The sequence below is a fragment of the Ottowia thiooxydans DSM 14619 genome, from assembly GCF_000422885.1.
Lineage (GTDB): Bacteria > Pseudomonadota > Gammaproteobacteria > Burkholderiales > Burkholderiaceae_C > Ottowia > Ottowia thiooxydans.
Genome location: NZ_AUGX01000028.1, coordinates 37,865 through 62,919, shown reverse-complemented (window position 1 = coordinate 62,919; position 25,055 = coordinate 37,865). Strand labels below are relative to the sequence as shown.

The window sequence follows — 25,055 nt, the reverse complement described above, 5'->3', positions numbered from 1 at the left end:
CTTCTCGGTTTCCGCTTTTCCTTCAGGCCGTTGAGCATTTGCGCTGAGGAGCAACCTCAGCTCTTGCTCATGGCTTGAAGCCGCGACCGCCGTCTCAGGCCTGGGACGCATCCAAGCTGGTGACGGGAGGTGCGCCTTTCCCCCTCAATGGATGCGCGACGCGCTGGTCTCCGTACGTACGCAGGACTTCAGCAATCACCACTTGGTAGCCCTTGAGCCACTCCTCCTGGCGAGCCTTCGCGATCTGGTGCGAGGGGTGGTGCACCAGCTGCATGAGAGCTTCCATGGACTCCCAGTAATACACGTTCGACACCAATCCCGTAGAAGGGTTTTCCCACGCTTCTTCCCCCAGGTAACCGGGGATGGACTTGGCAACTTCGGCGATGCGCTGGTCCAGACGATGGAACTCGTCGGTGAAGTCGCCCGGTGAGAAAGTGAAGGTGGATGTGAACATCCTTGCGAGCCTAACAGCAATCTTTTGGTCAAAGATGCTTCTCGAAAAGTGATACAGAGCTGGCTCACATCAAGTACCAGCGATATCAGGCCCAGCATTGTGCGCAGGCGTTGATAAGGATCAGCCTTTATGCAGAGCGGGCTGGTTAAGGTGCACCCACCTGCCTCATCCCTTGCGCGGATCTGGCGCTTTAGCACCGAGATGAAACTGACCATGTGGATGTCAAATGAAAGGTGGCGAGCCGTATGGGCGCCGCTGACCCTCACCCTACCCTCTCCCGCACACGGGAGAGGGAAAGCCCACGCTGCTACGTACATAGGATTCAGAGCCGCCCTCTGCCGCCAAAGTGACGCATGGAGCAAGGGGGATTGAGATGCCACGCTCATACAACACACACGTTGAAAACACACATGCTGATTCGCCTGCAAGCGGACCTGTGCTGGAGCTTGTGTGCCCGGCCGGCAGCCTGCCTGCACTGAAGGCTGCGGTGGACCATGGTGCCGATTGCGTCTACCTGGGTTTGCGCGATGCGACCAACGCACGCAACTTCGCCGGCTTGAACTTTGACGAAGCCGCCATCGCCAATGGCATACGGTATGCCCATGAGCGTGGTTGCAAAATCTTCATGGCGCTCAACACTTACCCACAGGCGCAGAACCCCGCACCCTGGCGCAGTGCGGTGGACAAGGCAGTAGCGATGGGCGTAGACGCCGTCATCCTGGCAGATCCCGGACTCATGCAATATGCAGTGCGGCACCATCCACAACTGCGCCTTCACCTTTCTGTGCAAGGCTCCGCCACCAACTACGAGGCGATCAATTTCTATCGTGAGCAGTTCGGCATCGTGCGCGCCGTGTTGCCCCGGGTGCTGTCGTTGGAACAAGTGCGCCAGGTGATTGGCAAGACTACAGTGGAGATCGAGGTGTTCGGTTTCGGGAGCCTGTGCGTGATGGTGGAAGGTCGGTGCGCGCTGTCTTCCTATGTCACAGGCGAATCACCCAACACCTTTGGGGTCTGCTCGCCGCCCAAGGCAGTTCGTTGGCATGAAACGCCGGCCGGCCGCGAGTCGCGCCTGAACGGCGTGCTCATCGATCGCTATGCGCCCGGGGAAAGCGCTGGCTATCCCACACTATGCAAGGGACGCTTCGACGTGGGTGAAGACGAAAACTACTACGCCATTGAAGAACCCACCAGCCTGAACACCCTGGAGCTGCTACCTCAGCTTTCCAGGATGGGCGTGCGCGCCATCAAGATAGAGGGTCGGCAACGCAGCCCGGCCTACGTAGCCCAGGTGACACAGGTCTGGCGCGAAGCCATTGATCAGTGCCTGGCGAACCCGCACCGCTACGCCCCACGCACGACCTGGATGGCCAGCCTGGACCAGGTGGCTGAAGGCCAGCAACACACGCTGGGCGCCTATCACAGGCCTTGGAAATAGAAATGAGCGAGAAATGAGCGCCGATATTCCCAGCATCCCTGCCATGAAACTCTCCTTGGGACCCCTGCAGTATTACTGGAGCCGCAGCGCGGTTTTTGACTTCTACGAGGCCATGGCTGCCACACCCATCGATGTGGTCTACCTGGGCGAAACCGTGTGCTCGCGGCGCCACGAGCTGCGCCTGTCCGACTGGCTGGATGTGGCCTGCATGCTGCGGGACGCCGGCAAGCAAGCGGTTCTATCCACCCAGGTACTGATCGAGTCAGGTGCTGACGTAACCGTGCTGCACAAGATTGCAGCGAATCAAGACTTCCTGGTGGAGGCCAATGACATGGGTGCCGTGCGCTGCCTCTCTGCTGGTAAGCACGACAACGCCCGCAATTTCGTGGCGGGCCCGCATCTGAACCTCTACAACGCAGACGCCCTGCAGTGGATGGCTGGGCTGGGGGCGCAGCGCTGGGTGATGCCCCTGGAAATGTCACGCGATGCGCTGGCCGTCTTGCTCCACCAGCGCCCGCAGGGGCTCGAGACGGAGGTTTTCGCCTACGGCCGAATGCCTTTAGCCTACTCGGCCCGTTGCTTCACCGCGCGCCAACGCAATCTTCCCAAGGACGACTGCCAGTTCAGTTGTCTCCAGCATCCTGATGGCCTGCTACTGCGCACGCGCGAACAAGAAGACTTTCTGGTGCTCAACGGCATTCAGACACAGTCGGCACGGGTCTACAGCCTCATTGACGAACTCAGCGCCATGCGCATGCTCGGCGTGGATGTGGTGCGCCTATCTCCACAATCCCGGCACATGACAGAGGTGATCGCCACGTTTGACTCATCCCGGCGTGGGACGCTGGGCGCAACCTACGCCGAAACCTTGCGCCCGTTTCTTCCGGACGCACCCTGCGATGGCTACTGGTTCGGTCGCCCCGGCCTGGAGCAGCAAGCTCCGGCGGGCCATTGAGGTTTCTGGCATGTACGCAGGAGAACGTTTCAACAGCATCAGCCACCTGGTGGGTTCCTTTCTAGCCACAGCTGGAGCGGCTGTGCTCATCACCTTGGCCGCTCAGTTGGGCGACCCGTGGAAGATCGTCGCATTCAGCGTCTACGGCGCCATGCTGGTGGCGCTGTATGTCACATCCACGGCCTATCACAGTATGAGCGGCAGAGCCAAGGTGGTGCTGCGCAAGCTGGATCATTGCAGCATCTATCTATTGATCGCAGGCAGCTATACGCCCTTCGCCCTGGTGTCACTACGGGGCCCCTGGGGCTGGACACTTTTCGGTGTGGTGTGGACTCTGGCGCTGGTGGGCATCGTGCAGGAGCTATGGCTGGCACGCGGCGCGCGCGTGTTGTCGCTGGTGCTTTACCTGCTGATGGGTTGGCTCGCCCTGGTAGCCGTGGGACCCTTATGGCGTGCGCTTACACCGGGTGGCTTCGGCTGGCTGCTGGCCGGGGGCGCTTTCTACACCTTGGGCATCGTCTTCTACGCATTGGATGAACGTATGCGGCACGCCCACGGGCTTTGGCATTTGTTCGTGCTGGGCGGCAGCACCTGCCATTTCCTTACTGTGCTTTTCTACGTTGCCTGAAGGCATCCGCCACATCATGGATTCAACCACCTCTTCATCGCACCCCTGCGCATCAACGCCCGAGAAGTTCGTAGTCCCTGCCCCCTTGGGTGCCTTGCTGGCGCATCTACCCGCCTACCCAGGCTCCCTGTTACTGGTCACTGCGCTCAATATGGCGCTCCGGCGCCATCTGCCCGCAGATGTAGCACACCTGCTGACCGGCAAGAAGATGCGCATTCAGGTGCGTGATGCTCGCTTGACGTTCGACTTCACCTGGATGGGGCATCGATTCGTGCCCCGATCTCCACTGGAAGATGCATCGGGAGCTGACCTCACACTCAGCGCCAGTGCACACGACTTTCTGTTGTTGGCCCAGCGCCAGCAGGATCCGGACACCTTGTTCTTTCATCGCCGTCTGTCCATGGAGGGCGACACCGAACTGGGCCTCGTCGTGAAGAACGCATTGGACGCCATGGAACTCCCTGTGCTTGATCCACGCCAGTGGACTCCTCGCCACGTCATGGAACGCCTGCGTGGTCGCAGGGTCAAACCTCGCAGTTAACACCATGTCTTCAGGAAGCGCCGAATCCCAAAACCTCCCACTGGTCTACTCGTGCTCAGGATGTTCCAGCGCCGCTCAACTGGCCAACCACGTGGCACTACAGCTCGACCGGAACGGTGTCGCAGAGATGTCCTGCATCGCAGGGGTAGGCGGTGACGTGCCGCATCTGATGAAGACGGCTCGCTCAGGACGCCCCATCATTGCGCTGGACGGCTGCCCGCTGGCCTGCGTGAAAAGTACGCTGGCACGCCACGGCATCGCGCCAGCACGGCATTACCAGCTGCATCAGTACGGCGTTAAAAAACGCACCCATCAGGACTTCGATCCCGCGCAGGCCAAGCTGGTGCTGGAAGAAATCAAAGCAGATCAGCACGCTCACCCACTCACCTGTTCTTCGAAAACTAAAGAGCCTACCCATGGCTGAGCCATTGCGCATCGTCGCAGACCGTCGTTTACCCCTCCTCCCTTTGCCGTGAGCTACCGTGATCTGCGCGAGTTTCTGACTCAACTCGAAACCACCAACGAGTTGCGCAGAGTGGGCGAGTGCGTCTCACCGTACCTGGAAATGACGGCCTTGAGCGATCGCGTGCTTCGCGCCGGTGGACCAGCGCTTCTGTTTGAACAACCTGCTGGGCACCAGCTGCCTGTGCTCACCAACCTCTTCGGAACCCCCGCACGCGTAGCTCGTGCCATGGGCGTGGCCGATCTGACCGCAGTACGCGCCTTTGGCGAGATGTTGGCTGCCCTCAAGGAGCCCGCACCGCCTCGCGGTTTGAAGGACGTACTTGGCATGGGTCATCTACTCAAGAGGCTTTGGAACATGGCACCCCACCATGTGGGAGGTCGCCCTGCCTGCCAGTACGAGATATGGGAGGGCCCGGACGTGGATCTGGGTCGCCTACCCGTGCAGCACTGCTGGCCGGGGGATATCGCGCCACTGATCACCTGGGGCCTCACCATCACGCGCGGTCCGCGCAAGGCGCGGCAGAACCTGGGCATCTACCGCCAACAAATCATCACGCGCAACCAGGTCATCATGCGCTGGCTGGCGCACCGGGGTGGCGCACTGGATTTTGCCGACCACCGTGCCATGTCTCCCGGTCAGCCTTACCCGGTGGCTGTCGCCATTGGCGCAGACCCAGCCACGCTGCTTGGCGCCGTCACCCCAGTGCCTGATAGCCTTTCGGAGTACCAGTTTGCTGGCCTCCTACGCGGCACCCGTACTGAAGTGGCACCCGCTTTGGGTGTGCCGCTCACGGTTCCAGCCATGGCCGAGATCGTGCTTGAAGGCCATATCCAGCCCGATTCGGGCCATGCCAGTGGCTGGCAGCATGCGCTTGAAGGCCCCTACGGCGACCACACTGGCTACTACAACGAACGCGCAGAGTTTCCTGTACTCACCATCGACCGCATCACCCTGCGCAAAGACGCGCTGTATCACAGCACCTACACCGGCAAGCCTCCAGACGAACCCGCCGTGCTGGGTCTGGCCATGAATGAGCTTTTCATCCCACTCTTGCAAAAGCAGTTCCCCGAGGTGGTGGACTTCTACCTGCCGCCCGAGGCCTGCAGCTATCGCATGGCGGTGGTGAGCATTCGCAAGGCCTATGCCGGCCACGCGCGGCGCATCATGATGGGCGTGTGGAGCCACCTGCGCCAATTCATGTACACCAAGTTCATCGTGGTGGTGGATGAGGATGTCAACGTGCGTGACTGGAAAGATGTGATCTGGGCCATCACCACCCGCATGGACCCGGTGCGCGACACCTTCACCATTGAGCACACGCCTATCGATTACCTGGACTTTGCCTCGCCGGTGGCTGGCCTGGGCAGCAAGATGGGGCTGGACGCCACCAACAAATGGCCAGGTGAGACTCAGCGGGAATGGGGCAGCACCATGCACATGGACGGGACGGTGCAAAGCCGCATGAATGCACTGGCTGAAACACTTGGTTTGTAGACGAAGCAGTGGAGAACTTGCTCACACGATCCAAGTTGCCAGCGTGGTTTCTACAGACTCGATCGAGCTCGAGTTAACTCAGTTTTCAGATATTCAAACTCATAAATAGAACATTCAGCGCGCCCGAATCCCTGGAGAATTTGGCTCATGTTGTGGACCCGCTCGCTGACTGCGCCTGAAGACGCCCTGCCCTCTGTTTTTACGAACACCGGGCTTGGAGCTATGTCGCGGGCAAGGTCCATCGCATCACACAACACTTGTTGTTGACGCGCCTTCCTCAGCAAATTCCGCTTTCCCCTTCAGCCTCTTCTTACTCGCTCACAGCACCACCCGCCCATTCGGAGCGTGGCTGGCTCGAGTCGGCTGTTCTGTTCCTATTTGGTTTCGAGTTCAATCATGCGTAAACGAAATTTCATCCAATCCAGCGTTCTTACTCTGGCTGCCGCGCTGTCTTTCACAGCGATCAGCAGCACGACAGCCCTGGCGGCAGATCCGCCATTTCCAACGAAGTCTGTACGCATCCTCGTAGGCTTTGCACCGGGTGGCAGCGCCGACAAGCTTTCACGCGCACTGAGCCAGAAGCTCAGCGAGCGCTGGGGTCAAACGGTGGTGGTTGAGAACATTTCCGGCGCCGGAGGCACCTTGGCCGTAGCTGCTGCAGCGCGCGCAGCCCCTGATGGCTACACCCTGTTGTTGTCTGGCACAGGCAATGTTTTGAGTGCTTTGCACCACAAGGATCTGCCGCATAACACCATCAAGGACTTCACTGGCGTCGTGAAGGCAGCTATCAGCCCACAGCTCATTGCAGTCAGCCCGAAACTCGGGGTCAAGACCTTTCAGGAATATGTAGCGCTTTTGAAAAAACGGCCTGGGCAAGTCACCATTGGTTTGCCTGACGGCATAGGTGGTTTGCAGCATCTCGCGCACGAGATCATTTCCAAGCAGGTCGGCGCCAGCCCGAACTACATCCCGTACCCCGGTGGTGGCCCCGCTACGCTAGACGTGCTCGGCGGCCATATTGATGGTCAGTACATCACGCTGGCAGCCGTGACCGATCATGTCCGTTCGGGCAAGCTGATAGGCCTGGGCGTGTCTACCGCCACTCGCTCACCAGCCCTTCCGGATGTACCGACCATTGCCGAATCAGGCGTTCCAGGCTATGTGGTCGATACGTGGCAGGGTTTCGTCGCACCCAAGGGCACGTCGAAAGCCGTCATCGATAAGCTGAACCGCGATATCAACAGCGTGCTGCAGCAGCCAGAGGTGCGCACGCAGCTGGAAGGCTTCGGCTTCACCGTGGTCAGCAACAGCAAACCGGCAGAAGTCGATCAGGCATTGCGTGATGAGTTTGACCGCTACAACAAGATCCTGGCTGAGACCGGGATCAAGCTGAAGTAATCATGTCTCGCAAGATCAGGAATCAAAACGACTTCGTCATCGGGTCGTTCTACATCTTGATAGGAGCGGCCGCAGCAGTCATTGCGGCCAGCCGATACGAGCTGGGTACAGCCAACAGGATGGGGCCCGGGTACTTCCCACTCATCCTCGGTGTGATCCTGTGCCTGCTCGGCACCACGGTCTTGTTGCGGGCACTGAGCAAGAACTCAGAGCGTACGGCGCTCGCACGCTGGGACTTGCGTTCGCTGCTCTGGATGGTCGGCTCCTTGCTGTTGTTCTCGTTTGCCTTGAAGCCACTGGGACTGGTGCTGTCGCTGGCGATGTTGATCATTGTGTCTAGCCTGGCCAGCCATGAGTTCACCTGGAAAGGCACGCTCATCAATGCAGCGGTGCAGATCGCGCTCAACCTGGGACTGTTCATCTACTTCCTGGGCTTGCCCTTTGCGATATGGCCGTCATTCCTGACTTCCTGAGTCATACACAAAAAATGGAATGGAGATCACGATGGAGCTGATCGATCATCTGGCGTTGGGGTTCTCCACGGCCCTGACATTGCAGAACGTGCTTTACGCTTTGGCAGGCTGCCTGGTAGGTACGCTGGTGGGGATACTGCCAGGCCTGGGCCCGGTAGCGACCATTGCCATGCTGCTACCGGTCACCTATACGCTGCCACCCACCTCATCGTTGATCATGCTTGCCAGCATCTACTACGGTGCGCAGTACGGCGGTTCAACCACGGCTATCTTGATGAAAATTCCCGGGGAATCATCCTCGGTGGTCACCACCATTGATGGCCATGAAATGGCCAAACAAGGCAGAGGCGGGCCAGCACTGGCCGCTGCAGCCATTGGTTCGTTCTTCGCAGGAAGCGTCGGTACCCTGCTGGTCGCTGCGTTAGCGATGCCGCTCACCGAAATTGCATTCAAATTCGGCCCGGCTGAGTATTTTTCGCTGATGGTGCTGGGCTTGGTGGGCGCCGTCGCCATGTCACCGGACTCGATCGACAAATCTTTGGGATTGATGGTGGTGGGCGTTCTTCTGAGCCTAGTGGGCACCGACGTCAACTCCGGCGCCACACGCTACACCTTTGATGTGATGGAGCTGATGACCGGTATTGAGTTCACCGCCATCGCGATGGGATTGTTCGGCATTGGCGAAATCGTCGCCAACCTGGAGGAGCAGCGCCGAAGAGTAGATGAAAGCAGCCCGATCGCCAAAGTGAACGGGCTCATTCCCACCCGTGAAGATTGGCGGCGCATGGTTCCTTCCATCTTGCGCGGTACTGGAGTCGGCTCAATACTGGGTATCTTGCCGGGAGCGGGTGTCACTATCGCTTCTTTTGCCGGCTACACGGTGGAAAAGAAGTTCTCAAAATACAGACATGAACTTGGCAAAGGTGCGATTGAAGGCGTGGCAGGCCCGGAGGCAGCCAACAACGCGGCAGCCCAGACCAACTTCATTTCTCTGCTGACGCTCGGCGTGCCGGGCAGCGCTGTCATGGCGCTGATGCTGGGGGCCATGATCATCCAGAACATTCAGCCAGGCCCGCAGGCGATCAGCAGTCATCCACAGGTGTTCTGGGGCCTGATTGCTTCGATGTGGATAGGCAATGCCATGCTGATCGTTCTCAACCTGCCCATGATTGGCGTCTGGATCAAGCTCCTGAGCGTGCCTTATCGTTTCATGTATCCCGCCATCCTTGTCTTCTGCGCCATCGGTGCCTATTCTGTGCAGAGCTCCACTTTCGATGTGGCTTTGCTGAGTCTTTTTGGTGTGTTCGGCTATGCCATGTTGAAGCTGAAGGTCTCGCCAGTTCCCCTGTTGCTGGGGTTCGTATTGGGGCCTATGCTGGAAACCAGTTTCCGCCGCACGCTGATGGTGTCACGAGGCGATTTCAGTGTGTTTTATAACCGTCCGCTGTCTCTGGGCTTATTGCTGGTGGCCATGGCATTGGTGATTGCCACGCTGGTTCCAACGCTTCGCCGCCGCAAAGACGAAGCGCTTGCCGAAGCCGTTTGATTTTTAAGGTCTTAACTATGTCTCACACTCCATTTGCAACCCTCGGCGCGGCCGCTTTGCGTGACCGTTTGTCTACCCGCGACGAGATCGCCGTCATAGACGTGCGCGAAGCCGGCCTGTTTGCCGAGAAGCATTTGCTGCTCGCAGTCTCCGCACCGTTCTGGCGTTTGCGGCAACGTATTGATGAACTGGTGCCGCGCCGCTCCACGCCTATCGTGCTGGTCGATCTCGACGGCAGCTTGCTGCAAGCTGCTGCCGAGAAGCTGCAACGCCTGGGCTACACCCAAGTGAGCCTGCTCGAGGGCGGCACTTTGGGTTGGGAGGCTGCAGGCTACGAGCTGTTCAGCGGCGACAACGTGCCAAGCAAGGCACTCGGCGAAGTGATCGAGGTAGAGACGAAGACACCCCATATCGACGTCGCCGCACTGAACGCCAAGTTGAAATCTGGTGAAAAACTGGTGATCGTCGATGGCCGCACGCCGGAGGAGTTCTACAACTTCAGCCTGCCGGGCGCTCACAGCGTACCCAATGCGGAACTCCCCTACCGCATCCGCGAACTGGCTCCTGAGCCAGATACTCTGGTCGTGGTGAATTGCGCGGGTCGTACCCGCAGCATCATCGGTGCCCAGACCTTGCTGGATGCAGGCATTCCCAACCCGGTGGTGTCGCTGCAAGATGGCACCATGGCCTGGCTCATGGCAGGCCATGAGCTCAAACACGGCCGCCGCACCGCTTTGCCAGAACCCAGCGCGCACCACTTGGAGGCCGCACGTGTTCAGGCACGGGCGTTGTCGCAGCGCTCTGGTGTGCAAACCATTGACGATGCGCAACTGGCCAGCTTTGCGGAAGACGACAGCCGCAATCTTTATCGCCTGGACATCCGCACCATCGACGAATACCGCTCTGGCCACTTACCCGGTTGGCGCTGGGCGCCTGGTGGCCAGTTGGTTCAAGCCACTGACGCCTACGTTGGTACACGCCATGCCCGCGTGGTGCTGGCCGATTGGGATGGCGTGCGTGCACACAGCACGGCCGCCTGGCTGGTGCAGCTCGGTGCGTATGAGGTCTACCTCTATCAACCCAGCGCTCAGGCCACGCTGGAAACTGGAGACCCGAGCTACCGTCTGCTGCAGGATCCGCAGTACCCCGCTGCGCCTTCGGTCTCCGTGCATGAAGTGATTGGCTTGCAGCAAACTACCAAGGCGCAGGTTTTCGATGTGGACCACAACCACGCTTACGGCAAACGCCACATAGCCGGTGCGCGCTTTGTGGCACCGAGCCGAGTGTTTGAGGTGGTGAGCGGTTTAGCAGCCGGCACCCCTGTCCTGCTCACCTCGCGGGATGGTGTGCTCGCGCAAATACTGGCGGCGGCCTTAAGTGCACAAGGCGCCGATGCAAGGGCCATTCTGGGCGGCAATAAAGCGTGGTTCGAAGCCGAATTGCCCACTGAAAAAGGACGCGAAGGCATTCTCTCCGAGAACGACGACTGGCCCTTCACCGGCTATCTGTCCACCGATCTGGCGGAGCGCGACCACGACTTCCGCACCTATTTGCAGTGGGAGCTGGATTTGGTGGCCCAGCTTGAGAAAACCGGCGGTGAAGCACCCTTCAAAGTGCTGAGCAAAGCCGCGTAAGCACGCCACATTGACATGCACGCAAGCGGGGGGTCGTTACCCGTGCTTGTGAAGAACTCGCACGCCTTGACGGTGAGGGCGCACCGCCGTAGGCCGGATATCGCCGGCTTCGTAGGCAGCGTCCATTTGCCGGCCCCTCCCATACGGGCGTTTAAGCAATTGGTTTACATCAAACCAGCAAACTTAACACCGAAGGCGGTATTAATGTCAGAATCCGTTACATCGAGATGCAAATGCATCCCGTACAGGAGGACGGCAGATCATGACAGTGAAGATCGAACAGGTCAGCGCCGGGCGAGACCGCTCCATCGCGCTTGACAGCAGTGGGCAAGCGTGGGGCTGGGGAAGCGTCAAGGTACTGGGCGCCAAGTTGCCGCCGGGCTACCCCGCTGATTTGTGCCTATCCAACCCCACAGAGATCGGTCATAACCGGTATGCGCAGCCTGTACCGCAGCGCTTGAATCCCACAAGCCTCCCATTCGCCCTGATCGCTGACGGCCATGCGGACACGGTCGCTGTACGCCGGGAAGGACCAGTATTGTCTTGTCGCCCGGTGGTGTCGCCTGAAAACGGTATACAGCGTGCACCCATCGCTGGTGTGCCTGCATCGCCCACACAGGTTGTGCAGACAGAATCGGCAACCATCGCGATGTATGCCGATGGCACCGTCTGGTCTTGGGGGATGCGTGTGCAAGGCCAGCTGGGGCGCGTTAGTGAAGCACTGGTGGCTCAGCCCGCCCGCATTGAAGCGCTGCCTCCCATTGCCTTGCTGGCTGCTGGCCATAGCCATGTCATGGCGTTAGACCGGAAGGGCAACGTATGGACCTGGGGAGCCAACGCTGCAGGACAGCTGGGCCAGGGCGATCTGCTGGAAAAATCTCTGCCGCGCAAACTGAACTTACCCGCGCGCATCAAGCGCATTGCGGCTGGCGACACCCATAGCCTCGCGGTCGACGAAGCCGCTCGGCTCTGGGCCTGGGGCTCCAACCACCACGGGCAAGCCGGAGATGTCAGTGCACGCCATCTCACGCGTCCCACCCGCGTAGGAACCCGATTTCCGGTCGCCCAGATTGACGGCGGCATGTTCTACACGGTGGCCACCTCAGTTCATGGCGATGTTTTCGCGTGGGGTTGGAACGGCCTGGGGCAATTGGGCGCTGAAGCGCCTCCGGCCTCTGCACGTCCAGTGCGTCTGGCCAGCCTGCGACGGGTCACGCAGCTGTCTGCTGGAGTCGGGCATGTTCTGGCACTCAGCGACCAAGGTGTGCATGCATGGGGCAACAACCGTTGCTCAGCCTGCGGCGACTTCCCATCGATACAGGTTCAGCCTCGTCCCAACCTCGTGGCATTTGCTTGAAAGGCAGCACCATGATCGAATCAAGTTCAACTGACGACACCCGTACTCCGATCAACCAACCAAGCCGGCGTGCAACTCTTCAATGGATGTTCGGGATGGCGACTGGGACAGCGGTGTTGCCGCTCGCAGGCTGCGGCAGCGGAGTGGACGACGGCACCGAAGACACCTTGCCCGAACCGCAAGTTCTGACCTCCGTTAACGGCAAGCTGGAGCTGGAGCTCAACGCACAATACACCACGCAAACTCTGGACATTGCGCAAGCTCAGCCTCCGGCCTACCCTGGCAAGGCGACGCCAACCCAGACCCATCTGCGCAGTTTCAATGGCCAATACGCGGCCCCTACGCTCATAGTCAACCAGGGTGACACTCTCAGAATCCTGCTCAACAACCGGTTGCCTGCCAATACCCGGCAAACCGGCGTGGAATATCTCAACTTCCAAAACAGCACGAACCTTCACTTCCATGGCCTGCATGTAGACCCCCGCGAGATCCGCCCTGGCGTGTTTGGGGACTACGTGGTCGACACAGCGGACGGCGGTGTATTGCCTGGGCAGAGCAGGCAGCATGAGTTGGCCATTCGTTCGGACCACCAAAACGGAATCTACTGGTATCACCCGCACTTGCATGGCTCGTCAAACGGACAGGTCTCCAGCGGCATGTTCGGCGCCATCATTATTCGCGACCTGTCAGATCGGTTCATCACCTCGCCAGACATCCGTGAACGCGTCATCTTTGTACACAAGGTGAGTTTGAACGAGGCGGGGCGCACTGACTCTTTCAAAGATTCCGTCAACGCGCCAACATCCGCCTTCATGCTCAATGGTGCCTACCAGCCGACCATTGTGATGCGGCCGGGCGAAGTACAGAACTGGCACCTGATCAACTCATCTTCGTTCTACCCGTTCAACCCCGTACTGGATGATCACACGTTCTGGGCTTACGCCAAGGATGGAAACGTCTACGATCGTCAGTTCAAGCCGATCAACGCCGGGAACGCCAACCAGTTCACTGACGCTAACTGGCCCGGCAATGCACTCTATCCTGGTAACCGCCATTCCATTGTGGTGAAAGCCAGCGACAAACCCGGGACGTATTTGTTGCGTGCCGTGAAGGCCCCCTCAAGTGAGGTTGACGAAGAAATCGTGGCGCGCATCGTGGTGGAAGGCTCGCCCATAAATACTCCGCTGCCTTCCGCATCGGACCTGCCCAGATATAAAGACCACGTGGCGATCACCGACCAGGAGTTGGCGGCCAATGGAGGCAAACAGCGCAATCTGGTACTTGCAGTGCTCAACAAGGACGATGACCGGATCCTGAAACCTATTCCGGAAGGCGAAAATTGGTTCGCACCTCCCGAAGAAGGCTTCATGGCGAATACGGTCTTTTCGGCCGGTGCAGTGGGGGCCAAGCTCGTGCCGTTCCAGTCGTCACTCACGGTCACTCAGACGGTGGCCCTCGACGCCGTCGAGGAATGGACCATCCATAGCCTCAATGGGTATCCCCACCCGTTTCACATACATGTGAATGACAGCTACATCGTCAGGGTCAACGGCCTGCCTGTCACCCCGTTTTGGGCAGACACAATTCCAGTGCCGCCAACTGGGAACGTGACGTTCCGCATGCGATTCTCAGACTTCAAGGGGAAGTTCGTCTGGCACTGCCATGCGCTCGACCACGAAGACATGGGGATGATGCAGTTGGTCGATGTCGTCGCATGACCGTGGGCTTGTTCAGTTCAGCGCTCTGTTGGGACTGAAGCGCCGAATGGCCTAGGGCGATCAGCTTTCGGGGGTGAATCCGGATGCCTTGACCACTGGCCCCCATCGCAGCGTCTCGGCTTGTATCCGCTTGGCAAACTCTGCCTGGTCAAGGGTGTAGGGATCAAAGCCCGCTTTTTCCAGTGACTCTGCGACCACCGGTTCCTTGACGGCGGCGACCGCACTGGCGTGAAGCTTGTCGACTATGGACTGCGGTGTTTTGGCGGGAACAAAAAGGCCATACCAATCCACGCCGGTCACCTCCCCGAACCCCAGCTCTGCGAAAGTAGGCACCGCAGGAAGAAAGCGCGAGCGCTTTTCGCTGGTCACAGCCAATGCACGCAGCCTTCCGTTGGCAATGTACTGTGTGACGTCGCCCATCACCGCCATCGAACTGGGCAGGTTCCCACTGATGAGATCCGGTACGACGGCGGCCATGCCTCTATAGGCCACATGCGTGAGTTGAATGCCCGCTTGCTTCTGAAATACCAGGCCCTGGAAATGCATGATGGACCCTGCGGCCGGCGTGCCGTAAGAACCAGCCGAAGGATTCGCCTTGGCCCAATCAATGAATTGGCTCAAGCTCCGCACTGATTCCGGTACGCTGGGGCCCACCACGAACACCTGCGCGTTGGAGCAGATGGGCGTGACACCCTTCAGATCCTTCTGTGGATCGTAGGAGAGCTTGCTGTAGACATGCGGAAAAATCACAATCGGTGACGATGGCGACAACACCATCGTTCCGCCGTCGGGTGCAGCGTTCTTCACAGCCTCATTGGCAATGCGTCCACCAGCGCCCACCTTGGACTCTACGATCACGGTCTCAGCATAGCGACCCTTGAATTGATCGGCCAGTCGGCGAGCAATCACGTCCAGCGTACCGCCGGCCGCAAAGCCGACATTGATGCGACTCGGGCTAGGCTGTGCCCACACCGGAATGCTGGAAAGCGCGGCCGTCCCGGCCATGCCCTGAATGAGGACTCTGCGAGAAAGAGACATAGACCACTCCTCCGTTATGAAAGCTCAAATTGGCGAAAATACGACGAACACGTACTATGCGGGACCCTGCATCTCAGCTGAAATAGGTATCAACCCCTACACAATCTCTATAACCACACCGACGAATCGGGCTTTCAGGAAAATTGCAGTGCTGCGCCGGGCATCTAATATGCTAGGACCCTACCTAATACTCAATCATCTGCCCAGCCTGGGTTCGACCGCATGCCCCGCCCCCGCACACCACGAAAAACGCCTTCCCCTAGCCCGCCTCGCGGTGCGACGAAAGAAGTTCAATCACTGCTAGACAGCTTCCGGCTCGAAGATGTGCCATCTCATCTGCTGCGACGTGCCCATTTCAAGGCAGAGGAAATTTTCGCGAATACGTTCTCAGACGAAGGCGTCACGCCCCGGCAAAAAGCCACGCTGGTGCTTCTTCATCAAGAGCCGGGGCTCAACCAGAACGCACTGTCTGCGCGCCTGGCCATGGACCGCAACACCGTCGCGGATATGGTGCGCCGCATGTGCAGTAGTGAACTGATTGAACGCAGGGCATCCCCTGCCGACGCACGCGCCTATGAACTCTATGTAGCGCCTCGGGGAATTGAATTGCTCAACCTGATCATGCCGCGTGATGCGTCCGTAGAAGATCGTCTGCTGACGTGCTTGCCTCAAGAGTACAGAGGGCTTTTCGTCAAATGCCTGCGTTTGATCGCCGAAGATGCACCACAGATGTCCGCAGAGCGGACCCTACCTGAGTAGTCGAACAGATGGGCCGAAAAAATCAGAAGGCCGCCGAGCAGCCCCCACGTGAGTAGCCGCGGAGCTGGCTTTGCCAGGCCGCCGGCTGCGTCCCCCCGGGGGGATGGCGCGTAGCGCCTCAGGGGGGGCCATGTCCCCGGCTTCAGGCCTGCACATCTGCGGCACAATCATGGAGATGGCCGTTAGGTAAGGCCATGGAGAGGACTGCCACATGAAGGCAATATTTGGTTTGTTGGGCTTGCTTGTTGCGCTGGCAATCGTCGTCACCGTCGTCAAACAACAAATGGGCAGCGCGAGCAAAGCGCTGGGCCAACCCGCCTCGTCTGCTCAAGGTGAATCCGTACGTATGCAAAGCCAACAGGCTCAGCAGCAGTTTCGCCAGGCAGTAGAAGCGGCTATGGTGCCCGCCCGCACTGCCTCTGAAGAGCAGTAAGAAGCGAACGCTTCAGCGAGTCTCAGCCTCAGGGCTGAGCACATAGCCGTAGCGCGCCGGCAACTCCCCTGCCCGCACGGACTCGGGCATCCAGTCGCCGCGCTCGACAGCTTCGGCAGCATGCAACACGTCTTGCGTATGGACCAGGCCCAGGCCTCTGTCAGTCACCAGAAATACGCGGCCAGATTCGTCCGTTAAGGCTTGATTGACTTGCACGGATTGCCCCGTGTGCGATTGCACCGATCCATCTTCTTGCACCCGCCAGACCCAGGGTGCCGCTTCGAGCTCCACATAGACGCGCTGAGGGCCGTTCTGGAAAAACCACCGGCCATCTGGATCGACCTCGTAGTTGCGTTCAATAAAGCCAATCAGCTTCTCATGCTGCAACAGCGATCCTTTGGCGCCTTCCGCACCGCTGGTAAAGCTGCCAAGTGCCTGAGCCTGATCATCACGCATGTACCAGTTGCCGCGGGCATCCAACCCCAACCAGCCAAAACAGTTCGGCACATTGGGCCACTTGACCATGGCCTGTTTCACGATGTCGTCCATGATCCATCATAGACTGCAGCTGAGAGATCGGATGTAGTCCTTATGCGCTTGTCAGTTGCCCCAGAAGCCAGCCGCCCACGGCCTTTGGAAGCCAGAATACGTTGCCAGGCGGCACCGAGCCCTCAGGAAAACCGACATGGCCGCCTTCATCCGGTTGCCAAAGCGTGACATAAGCGCCCGCTTCGTCTTTCCCTGGCAAGCTGCAAGCAGGTACGAAAGGATCATTCTTTGCATTCAGGGCGAGGGCCGGCACCCGAATATCTGCCAGATGCGGTTTGGCTGACGCGCGCCGCCAATAATCCTCAACTCCTGCAAAGCCATGCAGCGGTGCCGTGAACAGGTCATCAAAGGCGTACAGGTCACGCGCTGAACGCAGGCGCGCCGAATCGAACAAACCCGGATGCTGTGCCAGTTTGTCGTAGGCCTTGGCCTTCATGGTGCGCAAAAACATGCGGGTGTAGACCTGCCGATTGAAGCCTCGCCCTATGGCGTGCCCACCCGCAGCAAGGTCCAGCGGTGAGCACACGGCCGCGACCGCGCTCACACTGCTGGCAGCCGAGAGGCCAACCTCACCCGCCCAGCGCAGCAGTGCATTGCCGCCAAGGGACACGCCCACCGCCAGTGTGGCCCCCCCGCCACGCGCGGTATGCCAGGTGCGCAGCCGAGCAAGGATCCATCCGATCTCTTCAACATCGCCCGAATGGTAGGCGCGGGGCGCCCGATTGATCTCGCCAGAGCAGCCCCGAAAATGGGGCGCAGCAAATGCAAGCCCGTGGTCACGGGCCCATTCAGCGAAAGCTTCTGCGTAGTGGCTTCGAGAGGAACCTTCCAGCCCATGGAACATGACGAGTAAAGGCATGCCGGGCGTGGAAGAACCGTGCTCAAGAAAATCCACATCCACAAAATCACCGTCTGGCGTATCCCAGCGCTGTCGCTGATACACCACGGGCGGCCCGGCCACGCGGCGCCCAAAGAGTGCCGGCCAGATGGTTTGCAGATGGCCGCCTGGTAACCAGGTCGGTGCGCGGTAGCTCTTCAAGATGTCGGAACCAAAACAAACCTAATGAAGCAACTGTCCTGGCACCGTGGCTTCTGCCACCTCGGCGCGTCCCGGACTGGCGTGGTGCGCTACCAGACGCCAGCCGTGAGCCGTCTTCAGAAAAACATTGGTTGCGACCACCCATGCGTGCTGTGGCCCCTCCGCTGTTTGAACGTCAACGCGCTCGAGCACGCTATGAACGCTGGCCGAGAGCGACTCGACTTTGCGCGTGCGCTCCACCGTGACACGGATTCTGCCTCCTGTGAGCATGGATTCGAAAGACGAGCGGATAGCTGCAGCTCCCACCAGACGCGAGCCCGCTGGATGCACACAGACAATGTCGTCTTCATCTGCCCAGCAGGCCATCAACTGCTCAATGTCGCCCGCGTGCAGCGCTTCGTAGAAGGCCGCTTCAACGTCATCGGGAGAGGCCGCCATCTCGGCGGGCCGGTAGCGTGGCTTGGGCATGGCAGGAATGGAAAAGTGCTGCGATTGTGCCGTGAATGCTTGGCTTGCGCATATTCAGGCCAGATGTGTGGAATTTGTCCCATGGACGGCGTTGTCCCACAAACAGAATCCTTGACCTATGATAGCTTCTCCGATGCTCCATTTTTTGGCGAGAGAGGACTTCATCATGAGAAACTGGCTCTTCAAGGCCATTGCTGCCCTGACCCTGCTGCTGAGCCTGACCGGCTGCGGCTATAACGACTTTCAGCGCCTGGACGAAGGCACAAAGTCCGCCTGGAGCGAAGTGGTGAACCAGTACCAGCGCCGCGCGGATCTGATCGACAACCTGGTCAACACCGTCAAAGGTGAAGCCAAGTTCGAGCAAGACACCCTCAATCAGGTGATTCAGGCGCGCGCCAAGGCCACCAGCATCCAGGTCACACCTGAAACGCTGAACAACCCCGAAGCCTTCAAGCAGTTCCAGGCTGCGCAAGGCGAGTTGTCTGGTGCGCTCAGCCGTCTGCTGGTGTCGGTGGAACGCTACCCGGACCTGAAGGCCAACAAAGCCTTTTCCGACCTGCGCGTGGCATTGGAAGGCACGGAAAACCGCATTGCAGTGGCCCGTGACCGCTATATCAAGGCTGTGCAGGAATACAACGTACTGGCGCGCAGCTTTCCCACCAATCTGACGGGCATGATCTTTGGCTACAAGCCCAAGGAAAATTTCACGGTCGCCAATGAAGCGCAGATTTCGAATGCGCCGAAAGTTGACTTCGGCACCTCGCCATCAGCACCAGCCTCCAGATAAGCCAGCTTCCACGCCAACCCCTGATCCGGACATGTCCTTTTCCTTGATGCTCCGACATTTGCTCGCGCTGGTCTTGGTACTGGGCATGAGCGGGTTTGTCAGTGCACAGCAACTGCAAGCGGTGCCAGCGCTGACTGCACGTGTCGTGGACACCTCCGGCACCCTGGACGATGCGCAGAAAGCCGCACTGGAATCCAAGCTCAAGAGCCTGGAAGAGGAGAAGGGCTCTCAGGTTGTCGTGCTAATGGTGCCCACCACGGCGCCAGAAGACATTGCAGCGTACGCCCATCGCGTAGGCGATACCTGGAAGATCGGCCGCAAGGATGTGGGCGATGGCCTTATCCTTCTGGTGGCGGTCAAAGACCGGCGGGTGCGTATTGAAGTGGCCAAGACACTGGAAGGCGCCGTGCCAGACATCGCCGCCAGCCACATCATCAATGAGGCGATCACGCCGTTCTTCCGTCAGGGCGACTATGCTGGCGGCGTGAACGCGGGCGTTGACCAATTGGCCGCGCGCATCCGGGGAGAGGCGCTACCGCCCGTTGTGATCGATGCGCAACCTGCAGGGCGAGGTGATCAAGGCGGCTTCAGCTGGGTCGAAGGAGCCATCTTTCTATTCGTCGCAGTCCCCATCATCAGTGCCTTCACGCGCGGGATTTTCGGCCGCAAGTTGGGCGCGTTGGTCACCGGGGCAGGTGTAGGTGGCGTGGCATTCGTGATCACTGCCAGCCTGGTCATAGGCATTGGGGCCGGAGTGGCGGCCCTTCTCCTCGCTTTCTTCGCCAGCGCAGTGTCTGGCCTTCCTCGCTCAGCTGGCCGCGGCGGCGGCCCCATCTTTCTGCCACCGAGTGGTGGCTGGGGAGGCGGCAGGGGCGGCGGTGGCTTCGGCGGCGGGGGCGGCGGGTTCAGCTCTGGTGGTGGTGGTAACTTCGGTGGCGGTGGCGCCAGTGGCAGCTGGTAGGAACAGCCTATGAGGATATCTGCTTTTAACCGCGTGCTGCGTCATCGCTGGATGGACGAAGCTGACGCCCACCGCGCATTGCCACCCGAGCTCCTGGAAAGATTGCACCGCCGGGTGTCCGCCAGCGAACGCCGTCACACCGGTGAAGTGCGCATCTATGTCGAGGGCTCACTGCCGCTCAGTTATCTGTGGCGCCATTTCCGGGACAAATTGCCTATCGAGCAGATCGTTCGAGAGCGCGCGGTGATGATGTTCTCCAAGCTGCGCATGTGGGATACAGCGCACAGCAACGGCGTGTTGATCTATCTCCTGCTGGCAGAACATTCGATCGAGTTGGTGGCAGACCGCGGAGTCAATCGGCTTGTTCCGGCAAGCGAATGGAAAGCCATGGTGGACCGCCTGGGCACAGCCATGCGCGAGAAGCGGTTCGAAGACGGTTTGACACAGGCGCTTGAAGAAGTCTCCGCAGTGTTGGTGGAACACTTCCCCAAAACGCCAGATGCCGATCTGCCATCTGCGGCAGGGCGCATCAATCAACTTCCAGACGCGCCTGTCTTGCGATAAATTGCCGGGTGAAAAATAGCGCGTTCCAGATTGATAGCGCGTTCTAATAGACGCATGAAACTCAACATCTCGTCGCGCCGACAACTTTTCACCGCCGTACTGCTGATCCTGGCCGTCGGTGGCGGGCTGGTTCGCTGGCTGGTTCCTCCGCCCTCTCTCGCGCGCGACCTGGGTACGCTGCTGCTGGTTCTGTGGTTGCCTATCGTTGGCAATATTATCGGCTGGCTCATGGGCCGGGCCCGCGCTCCCAAAGTGATGCCACCCGGCTTTTCTCCAGATGCTGCCTTTGTGCCTTCTGCATGGATTGAACTCACGCTTTTTCCTGCGGCCGTGCCCGCCGAAAGCCGTCCGGTGCCTGCTGGTCTCTTTCCGTGCCTGGTGGTGTTGGAAAACGAGGGTTTCAGTGCCCGCCTGCAGATTCCCCGAGACGAAGTACCCGTACCCGAGGCGCCGCAGCCTCTGCAATTGGAGTTCGTCCGACCAGAACTGGCACTGCCCAAACTTCTAATTGCCAGGGAATTCACCTTGCTATCCGGTCGGAAACCGCTTGGCCGTGGACGCCTTCTCGACGGCCCTGCTGTCTGAACGGAATGTCCGGCTCTTTCAACGGCGCCATTGAGAAGGAGGTTTACGAGGTAATGCTCGGACGTTCTGCCGCTGGGACTGCGCCTGCATAGGCTGACTGCAGTAGCGAGAGGACGCCAGAAAAGCTCACCTGAGCCGGGTTTGGGTAGGGTTCTGCAGTAATCTGCCGAGCCGCGTCTTCAAGACCATCTTGTGGCATGCCAATCTCAGCAAGTGAAAGCGGAATGCGAAGCTGCTCAGCGAGTCGATAGAGTCCCGTAGAGCTACAGTCAGTACCCAAGGCTCGAGCGATACGTGCCATCGCTTCTGGTGCAGCGCCGCTGTTGTATTGCGCTGCGTGAGGCAGGACGATCGAGTGCATCGCGGCATGGGGAAGATCGAAACTCCCGCCCAGCACATGACACACTTTATGGTGCAGGCCCATGGTCGTGGAACCTAGCGACATGCCTGCCAGCCAAGCACCATAGAGTGCGAGCGTTCGTGACTCCTCATCGCTTGGGCAGGCAACTATGCTCGGCAAGGCGCTCGCCAAGGCCCGGATACCTTCTTCCGCCATCAACGATACGACGGGATTGCCATCTTGCGCGTACAACGCTTCAACACAATGCGCGATGGAGTTCATGCCACTGCTGGCAGACAGAGCCGGCGGGAGGGAAACGGTCAATGTCGGGTCATAGAGGACTGCGGACGGTAGAACTCGTGGATCGCGGCCCGTGCATTTCTTCCCACCGTCAGTAATACCGTAGACGGACGTCATCTCCGACCCGGAGTATGTCGTAGGCACCGCAACGATTGGAAGCCCGCTCGTGAGAGCAACAGCTTTGCCGAGACCAATCGCGGATCCTCCGCCGATAACGAGGCAGCTGTCAGCGCCGAGCGCTTGAGCCATTCGACGCGCTTCTTCTGCGAGCACCAACGGAACATGCGACACAGGACGGTCGAACAGCCCTGCCACTCGGGCTCCGAGCTGGACAAGCATAGAACGGACGGCGCTCAGTGCGCTTGGCGTACCGATCACAAGTGTGCGCGTAAGGCCTAGGCGATCAAGTGTTTCTGGGAGACATGAAAGCACTCCCGGACCGAAGATTACTCGACTTGCAGGGGCAGAATAGATGAATGGCCGCATCGGAGCTATTCCTTTTCGATTCCTGCCTTGGTCGCGACGTTACCCCAGAGCGTTACTTCCCTGGTAAGGAATTTTTGAAATTCGGCAGGCGAGTTTCCGATGGGCGTGAAAGCGAGTTCGGTCATACGCGCCATCACAATTTCATTTTTTAGAATTTTGGCCACTGCTTTGTGTAGGCGTTCCACGATCCAGGTTGGCGTGCGTGCCGGCGCAAGCAGTCCGATCCATCCCATGGTTGCAAATCCCGGGATGCCCGACTCCGCGACGGTCGGGACATCGGGCAACAACGGGTCCCGCTGGGACGAAGAGACTGCGATCGCGCGCAACAATCCCGATTTAACGTTTGCCAGTACCCCAGGGAGAGAGTCAAACATAAGTGGAACACGACCTGACATGACGTCGACCATGGAGGAAGAGCTTCCCTTGTATGGAACATGCTGGAGAGATATGCCGCTCATCTGTGTGAACAACTCCATAGTGAGATGGCTAGTGGTCCCATTGCCCGCCGACCCATAAAAAAGCATCCCCGGTTGTGATTTGGCCCGCTCTACAACGTCCTTGGCAGATCTTAGTTGTGAAGCTGGCGCTGCCACCAGCACCTGTGTCACAGACGCAATGTTGGAGATAGGAGAGAAGTCCTTTAGCGTGTCAAAGCCCACTGTCTTATAAACATGGGGGCCGATCGCCAGCGGCCCGCTGGATCCCATATAGAGCGTATAGCCGTCGGGCGCAGCCTTTGCGGCGAACGTGGTCCCGATCATGCCGCCTGCGCCGACCTTGTTCTCCACGACGACCGGTTGTCCAAGCTCAACGGCCAATTGCTGGCCTATCAGACGGGCAAGGATATCTGCACCTTGGCCCGATGGAAAGGGAACTACGAGCCGGATTGGCTTCTCAGGATAAAGATTAGCCGATAACGTAGGTTGCGCAGTTGCGAGTAGGCCTGTCGCCATGCAGGTAAGGGCCGTGCGTCTAGAAACGTTCTTCATGTTGGTCTCCTTGGGCTAAATAGGTATGGGGGTTAAGCGTTGCCAATCAGGCGCAGGGGGTTGTCTACGAGGATGCGGTCTCTGAGATGAGGCTGAGGTACGAAAGCGCACAGGGCATCCAGCAGTTGGCCTGCCTGCGGCATTCGATCTGCATCAAAGTAGCCGGTGTGAGGCCAATCACTACCCCACAGCAATCGATCTGCGGCGATCACGACGAGCCGCTGAGCGAACGGCTGGATGTCAGCATATGGGGGGCCGAGCTGCGAGATTCTGTCGGCTCCCGTGAGCTTGATCCAGACATGTTGGTAAGCGGCCAGTTCCGATAGGGCCCGGAAAGCTTGGTGATTAATTCCGAGGCCCGCATCGATCCGTCCGAAGTGGTCGATCACGACGGGCGCGGGAATCTTAGCGATCCAGGACTGCAGATCTGGGAGGGCAGCACCGTCAAAGTGGAGCTCGACGAACCAGCCGAGTCCTTCAATGCACTGCATTACGTGGTTGAACACGGCTAGATCCAGCGAGCCGCCGTGCTGCGGATTAAATGCAAATCTTACGCCGCGCGCTCCTGCCAGATGCATGACCTTGCACTTATCCCGGGTGGCTGTGGCATCGAGGCGGACCACCGCCAGATAGCGGCCTCCAGAATTGGCGACTGCGTCCAGATCGACTGTGTTGTCGAACCCATGCGTGTTCGCATGCACAACAAACCCTCGCTCGATGCCAAGTACGTCATGCATACGCATACAAACTTCGAGAGGTGCGTCGGGAGGGCTGTACTTTCGATCTGGGGCGTAAGGGAACCGAGATTGGGGGCCTAGCACGTGAAAGTGTGTATCCCAAGCCCCTTTGGGTGGAGTCCAAGAGGGTGGACGGTTTGAGACTGCCGGTCCAAGGCAGTGGGGAATGGTCATAATTCTTCTTAGCAGAGGATTTTATGTTTGTAAGCGTACATACTATATCACTTAAAGGTTGATTTCAAGACTACATGGAAGCTAATATGAAAAAGAACGAAGCGACTGGCCCTCTCGCTTCGGGGGTTCGAGCGCAGGATAGGCCGTCAGTTGGCGAAGCGAAGGACGTCTCTGCATTAGCGGAGCTTCATATGCGCCCAGGTTTTCTGTTTCGTCGCGCCGGTCAGTTGGTTGCAAATATCGCTGAACAAGAGACGGCGAAAATTGGATTGACGGCGCCTCAGCACGTTTGTTTAATTGCGCTGAATCGATGGTCTGCGATGGACCAGATCTCGCTCGGCAAGGCCCTCGGTATGGACCGTGCCACTGTGGGCGAAGTTATTCGGCGACTGGAGGCGCGCAGCTTGGTGGAGCGCAACGCAGATGAGCGTGATGCAAGGCGCAAGATTGTGACATTGACTTTAGCGGGACGCCAACTCGTCGCCATTGCCGAGGAAGCCGCTCATAACGTTTCTGAGCAATTGCTGGCGGGCCTAGAGCCAGATGAACGTAAGCATCTGATTCGCCTGCTTTCGAAGGCTGTCGGAGCGCTCAACGCCGTTTCTGTAACGCCAGTAGCGCTTCCGGGATCGTGAGAGAGGCAGCGTCGTAGGCGCTATGGATTCTGGCGCTTTTCACCTTGCGCCAGCCATTGGTTTAGGTCTGCGCCGATGTCGACCAGAACGGCATTGCAGGTGTGATCCA

The 25,055-nt window shown here is 59.1% G+C and carries 27 protein-coding genes; 19 read left to right on the top strand and 8 right to left on the bottom strand.

The window, feature by feature from the left end:
- Positions 1–94 precede the first annotated feature (94 nt).
- On the bottom strand, positions 95–454 hold the full coding sequence (locus G518_RS0119775; protein WP_028604025.1) for an antibiotic biosynthesis monooxygenase family protein: 360 nt from the start codon (positions 452–454) through the stop codon (positions 95–97).
- A 373-nt stretch (positions 455–827) separates the two neighbouring features.
- Here G518_RS0119775 and ubiU point away from each other — a divergent pair, with 373 nt between their 5' ends.
- The 12 genes from ubiU to G518_RS0119715 all read left to right on the top strand — a co-directional run bounded on the left by ubiU (position 828) and on the right by G518_RS0119715 (position 14,102).
- Positions 828–1,892 carry a ubiquinone anaerobic biosynthesis protein UbiU gene (gene ubiU / locus G518_RS0119770; RefSeq protein WP_036595368.1) on the top strand — a complete coding sequence of 355 codons (1,065 nt, stop codon included), beginning with the start codon at positions 828–830 and terminating at the stop codon, positions 1,890–1,892.
- A 43-nt stretch (positions 1,893–1,935) separates the two neighbouring features.
- The gene (locus G518_RS0119765; RefSeq protein WP_028604023.1) at positions 1,936–2,847 is read left to right on the top strand and encodes a U32 family peptidase; all 912 of its coding nucleotides are present in this window, start codon (positions 1,936–1,938) and stop codon (positions 2,845–2,847) included.
- A gap of 10 nt (positions 2,848–2,857) precedes the next feature.
- Positions 2,858–3,475 carry a PAQR family membrane homeostasis protein TrhA gene (trhA, locus tag G518_RS0119760; RefSeq protein ID WP_028604022.1) on the top strand — a complete coding sequence of 206 codons (618 nt, stop codon included), beginning with the start codon at positions 2,858–2,860 and terminating at the stop codon, positions 3,473–3,475.
- Between the two features lie 16 nt (positions 3,476–3,491).
- Positions 3,492–4,016 carry a ubiquinone anaerobic biosynthesis accessory factor UbiT gene (gene ubiT / locus G518_RS0119755; protein WP_028604021.1) on the top strand — a complete coding sequence of 175 codons (525 nt, stop codon included), beginning with the start codon at positions 3,492–3,494 and terminating at the stop codon, positions 4,014–4,016.
- Between the two features lie 4 nt (positions 4,017–4,020).
- Positions 4,021–4,440, top strand: a complete 420-nt coding sequence (locus tag G518_RS0119750) for a putative zinc-binding protein (protein ID WP_028604020.1) — start codon at positions 4,021–4,023, stop codon at positions 4,438–4,440.
- A 48-nt stretch (positions 4,441–4,488) separates the two neighbouring features.
- Positions 4,489–5,976: a 4-hydroxy-3-polyprenylbenzoate decarboxylase gene (gene ubiD, locus G518_RS0119745; protein WP_028604019.1), complete on the top strand. Its 1,488-nt coding sequence runs from the start codon at positions 4,489–4,491 to the stop codon at positions 5,974–5,976.
- Between the two features lie 396 nt (positions 5,977–6,372).
- Positions 6,373–7,374, top strand: a complete 1,002-nt coding sequence (locus tag G518_RS0119740; RefSeq protein ID WP_211231746.1) for a Bug family tripartite tricarboxylate transporter substrate binding protein — start codon at positions 6,373–6,375, stop codon at positions 7,372–7,374.
- A gap of 2 nt (positions 7,375–7,376) precedes the next feature.
- A complete protein-coding gene (locus G518_RS0119735) occupies positions 7,377–7,847 on the top strand; it encodes a tripartite tricarboxylate transporter TctB family protein (protein ID WP_036595366.1) in 471 nt (156 codons plus the stop codon).
- 31 nt (positions 7,848–7,878) lie between these two features.
- A complete protein-coding gene (locus tag G518_RS0119730) occupies positions 7,879–9,393 on the top strand; it encodes a tripartite tricarboxylate transporter permease (RefSeq protein WP_028604016.1) in 1,515 nt (504 codons plus the stop codon).
- Between the two features lie 17 nt (positions 9,394–9,410).
- The gene (locus tag G518_RS36005; protein ID WP_051237073.1) at positions 9,411–11,027 is read left to right on the top strand and encodes a rhodanese-like domain-containing protein; all 1,617 of its coding nucleotides are present in this window, start codon (positions 9,411–9,413) and stop codon (positions 11,025–11,027) included.
- A 262-nt stretch (positions 11,028–11,289) separates the two neighbouring features.
- On the top strand, positions 11,290–12,384 hold the full coding sequence (locus G518_RS0119720) for an RCC1 domain-containing protein (protein ID WP_028604015.1): 1,095 nt from the start codon (positions 11,290–11,292) through the stop codon (positions 12,382–12,384).
- A gap of 11 nt (positions 12,385–12,395) precedes the next feature.
- On the top strand, positions 12,396–14,102 hold the full coding sequence (locus G518_RS0119715; RefSeq protein ID WP_051237071.1) for a multicopper oxidase family protein: 1,707 nt from the start codon (positions 12,396–12,398) through the stop codon (positions 14,100–14,102).
- 60 nt (positions 14,103–14,162) lie between these two features.
- On the opposite strand, the gene G518_RS0119710 is transcribed toward G518_RS0119715, so the two are convergent.
- A complete protein-coding gene (locus tag G518_RS0119710; RefSeq protein WP_028604013.1) occupies positions 14,163–15,140 on the bottom strand; it encodes a tripartite tricarboxylate transporter substrate-binding protein in 978 nt (325 codons plus the stop codon).
- 222 nt (positions 15,141–15,362) lie between these two features.
- Here G518_RS0119710 and G518_RS36000 point away from each other — a divergent pair, with 222 nt between their 5' ends.
- Complete coding sequence (locus G518_RS36000; RefSeq protein WP_036595364.1) at positions 15,363–15,899, top strand: MarR family winged helix-turn-helix transcriptional regulator; 537 nt, start codon at positions 15,363–15,365, stop codon at positions 15,897–15,899.
- Positions 15,900–16,110: 211 nt separating this feature from the next.
- Positions 16,111–16,332, top strand: coding sequence for a hypothetical protein (locus G518_RS0119700; protein ID WP_028604012.1), 222 nt, complete (start codon positions 16,111–16,113; stop codon positions 16,330–16,332).
- A gap of 12 nt (positions 16,333–16,344) precedes the next feature.
- On the opposite strand, the gene G518_RS0119695 is transcribed toward G518_RS0119700, so the two are convergent.
- Genes G518_RS0119695 through G518_RS0119685 form a run of 3 tightly spaced genes read right to left on the bottom strand, consistent with a single transcriptional unit; the run spans position 16,345 to position 18,388 of the window.
- The gene (locus G518_RS0119695) at positions 16,345–16,881 is read right to left on the bottom strand and encodes a DUF2946 family protein (RefSeq protein WP_028604011.1); all 537 of its coding nucleotides are present in this window, start codon (positions 16,879–16,881) and stop codon (positions 16,345–16,347) included.
- Between the two features lie 40 nt (positions 16,882–16,921).
- Complete coding sequence (locus G518_RS35995) at positions 16,922–17,920, bottom strand: YheT family hydrolase (protein WP_036595363.1); 999 nt, start codon at positions 17,918–17,920, stop codon at positions 16,922–16,924.
- A gap of 21 nt (positions 17,921–17,941) precedes the next feature.
- Positions 17,942–18,388, bottom strand: a complete 447-nt coding sequence (locus tag G518_RS0119685) for a YybH family protein (protein WP_028604010.1) — start codon at positions 18,386–18,388, stop codon at positions 17,942–17,944.
- A 166-nt stretch (positions 18,389–18,554) separates the two neighbouring features.
- Between G518_RS0119685 and G518_RS0119680 the strand changes: the two genes are divergently transcribed.
- The 4 genes from G518_RS0119680 to G518_RS0119665 are packed head-to-tail and all read left to right on the top strand — an operon-like array spanning position 18,555 to position 21,285.
- The gene (locus tag G518_RS0119680) at positions 18,555–19,175 is read left to right on the top strand and encodes a LemA family protein (protein WP_028604009.1); all 621 of its coding nucleotides are present in this window, start codon (positions 18,555–18,557) and stop codon (positions 19,173–19,175) included.
- A gap of 31 nt (positions 19,176–19,206) precedes the next feature.
- Positions 19,207–20,136 carry a TPM domain-containing protein gene (locus G518_RS0119675; RefSeq protein ID WP_028604008.1) on the top strand — a complete coding sequence of 310 codons (930 nt, stop codon included), beginning with the start codon at positions 19,207–19,209 and terminating at the stop codon, positions 20,134–20,136.
- A 9-nt stretch (positions 20,137–20,145) separates the two neighbouring features.
- Positions 20,146–20,700 carry a TPM domain-containing protein gene (locus tag G518_RS0119670; RefSeq protein WP_028604007.1) on the top strand — a complete coding sequence of 185 codons (555 nt, stop codon included), beginning with the start codon at positions 20,146–20,148 and terminating at the stop codon, positions 20,698–20,700.
- Between the two features lie 54 nt (positions 20,701–20,754).
- The gene (locus G518_RS0119665; RefSeq protein ID WP_028604006.1) at positions 20,755–21,285 is read left to right on the top strand and encodes a hypothetical protein; all 531 of its coding nucleotides are present in this window, start codon (positions 20,755–20,757) and stop codon (positions 21,283–21,285) included.
- Positions 21,286–21,328: 43 nt separating this feature from the next.
- Here the strand turns inward: G518_RS0119665 and G518_RS0119660 are convergent, their stop codons facing one another.
- Genes G518_RS0119660 through G518_RS0119650 form a run of 3 tightly spaced genes read right to left on the bottom strand, consistent with a single transcriptional unit; the run spans position 21,329 to position 24,311 of the window.
- Positions 21,329–22,411: a maleylacetate reductase gene (locus tag G518_RS0119660; protein ID WP_028604005.1), complete on the bottom strand. Its 1,083-nt coding sequence runs from the start codon at positions 22,409–22,411 to the stop codon at positions 21,329–21,331.
- Between the two features lie 5 nt (positions 22,412–22,416).
- On the bottom strand, positions 22,417–23,400 hold the full coding sequence (locus tag G518_RS0119655; protein ID WP_028604004.1) for a Bug family tripartite tricarboxylate transporter substrate binding protein: 984 nt from the start codon (positions 23,398–23,400) through the stop codon (positions 22,417–22,419).
- 32 nt (positions 23,401–23,432) lie between these two features.
- A complete protein-coding gene (locus G518_RS0119650) occupies positions 23,433–24,311 on the bottom strand; it encodes an amidohydrolase family protein (protein ID WP_036595361.1) in 879 nt (292 codons plus the stop codon).
- Between the two features lie 86 nt (positions 24,312–24,397).
- Between G518_RS0119650 and G518_RS35990 the strand changes: the two genes are divergently transcribed.
- Positions 24,398–24,946, top strand: a complete 549-nt coding sequence (locus G518_RS35990) for a MarR family winged helix-turn-helix transcriptional regulator (protein ID WP_169457971.1) — start codon at positions 24,398–24,400, stop codon at positions 24,944–24,946.
- The last annotated feature ends 109 nt before the right edge of the window (positions 24,947–25,055 follow it).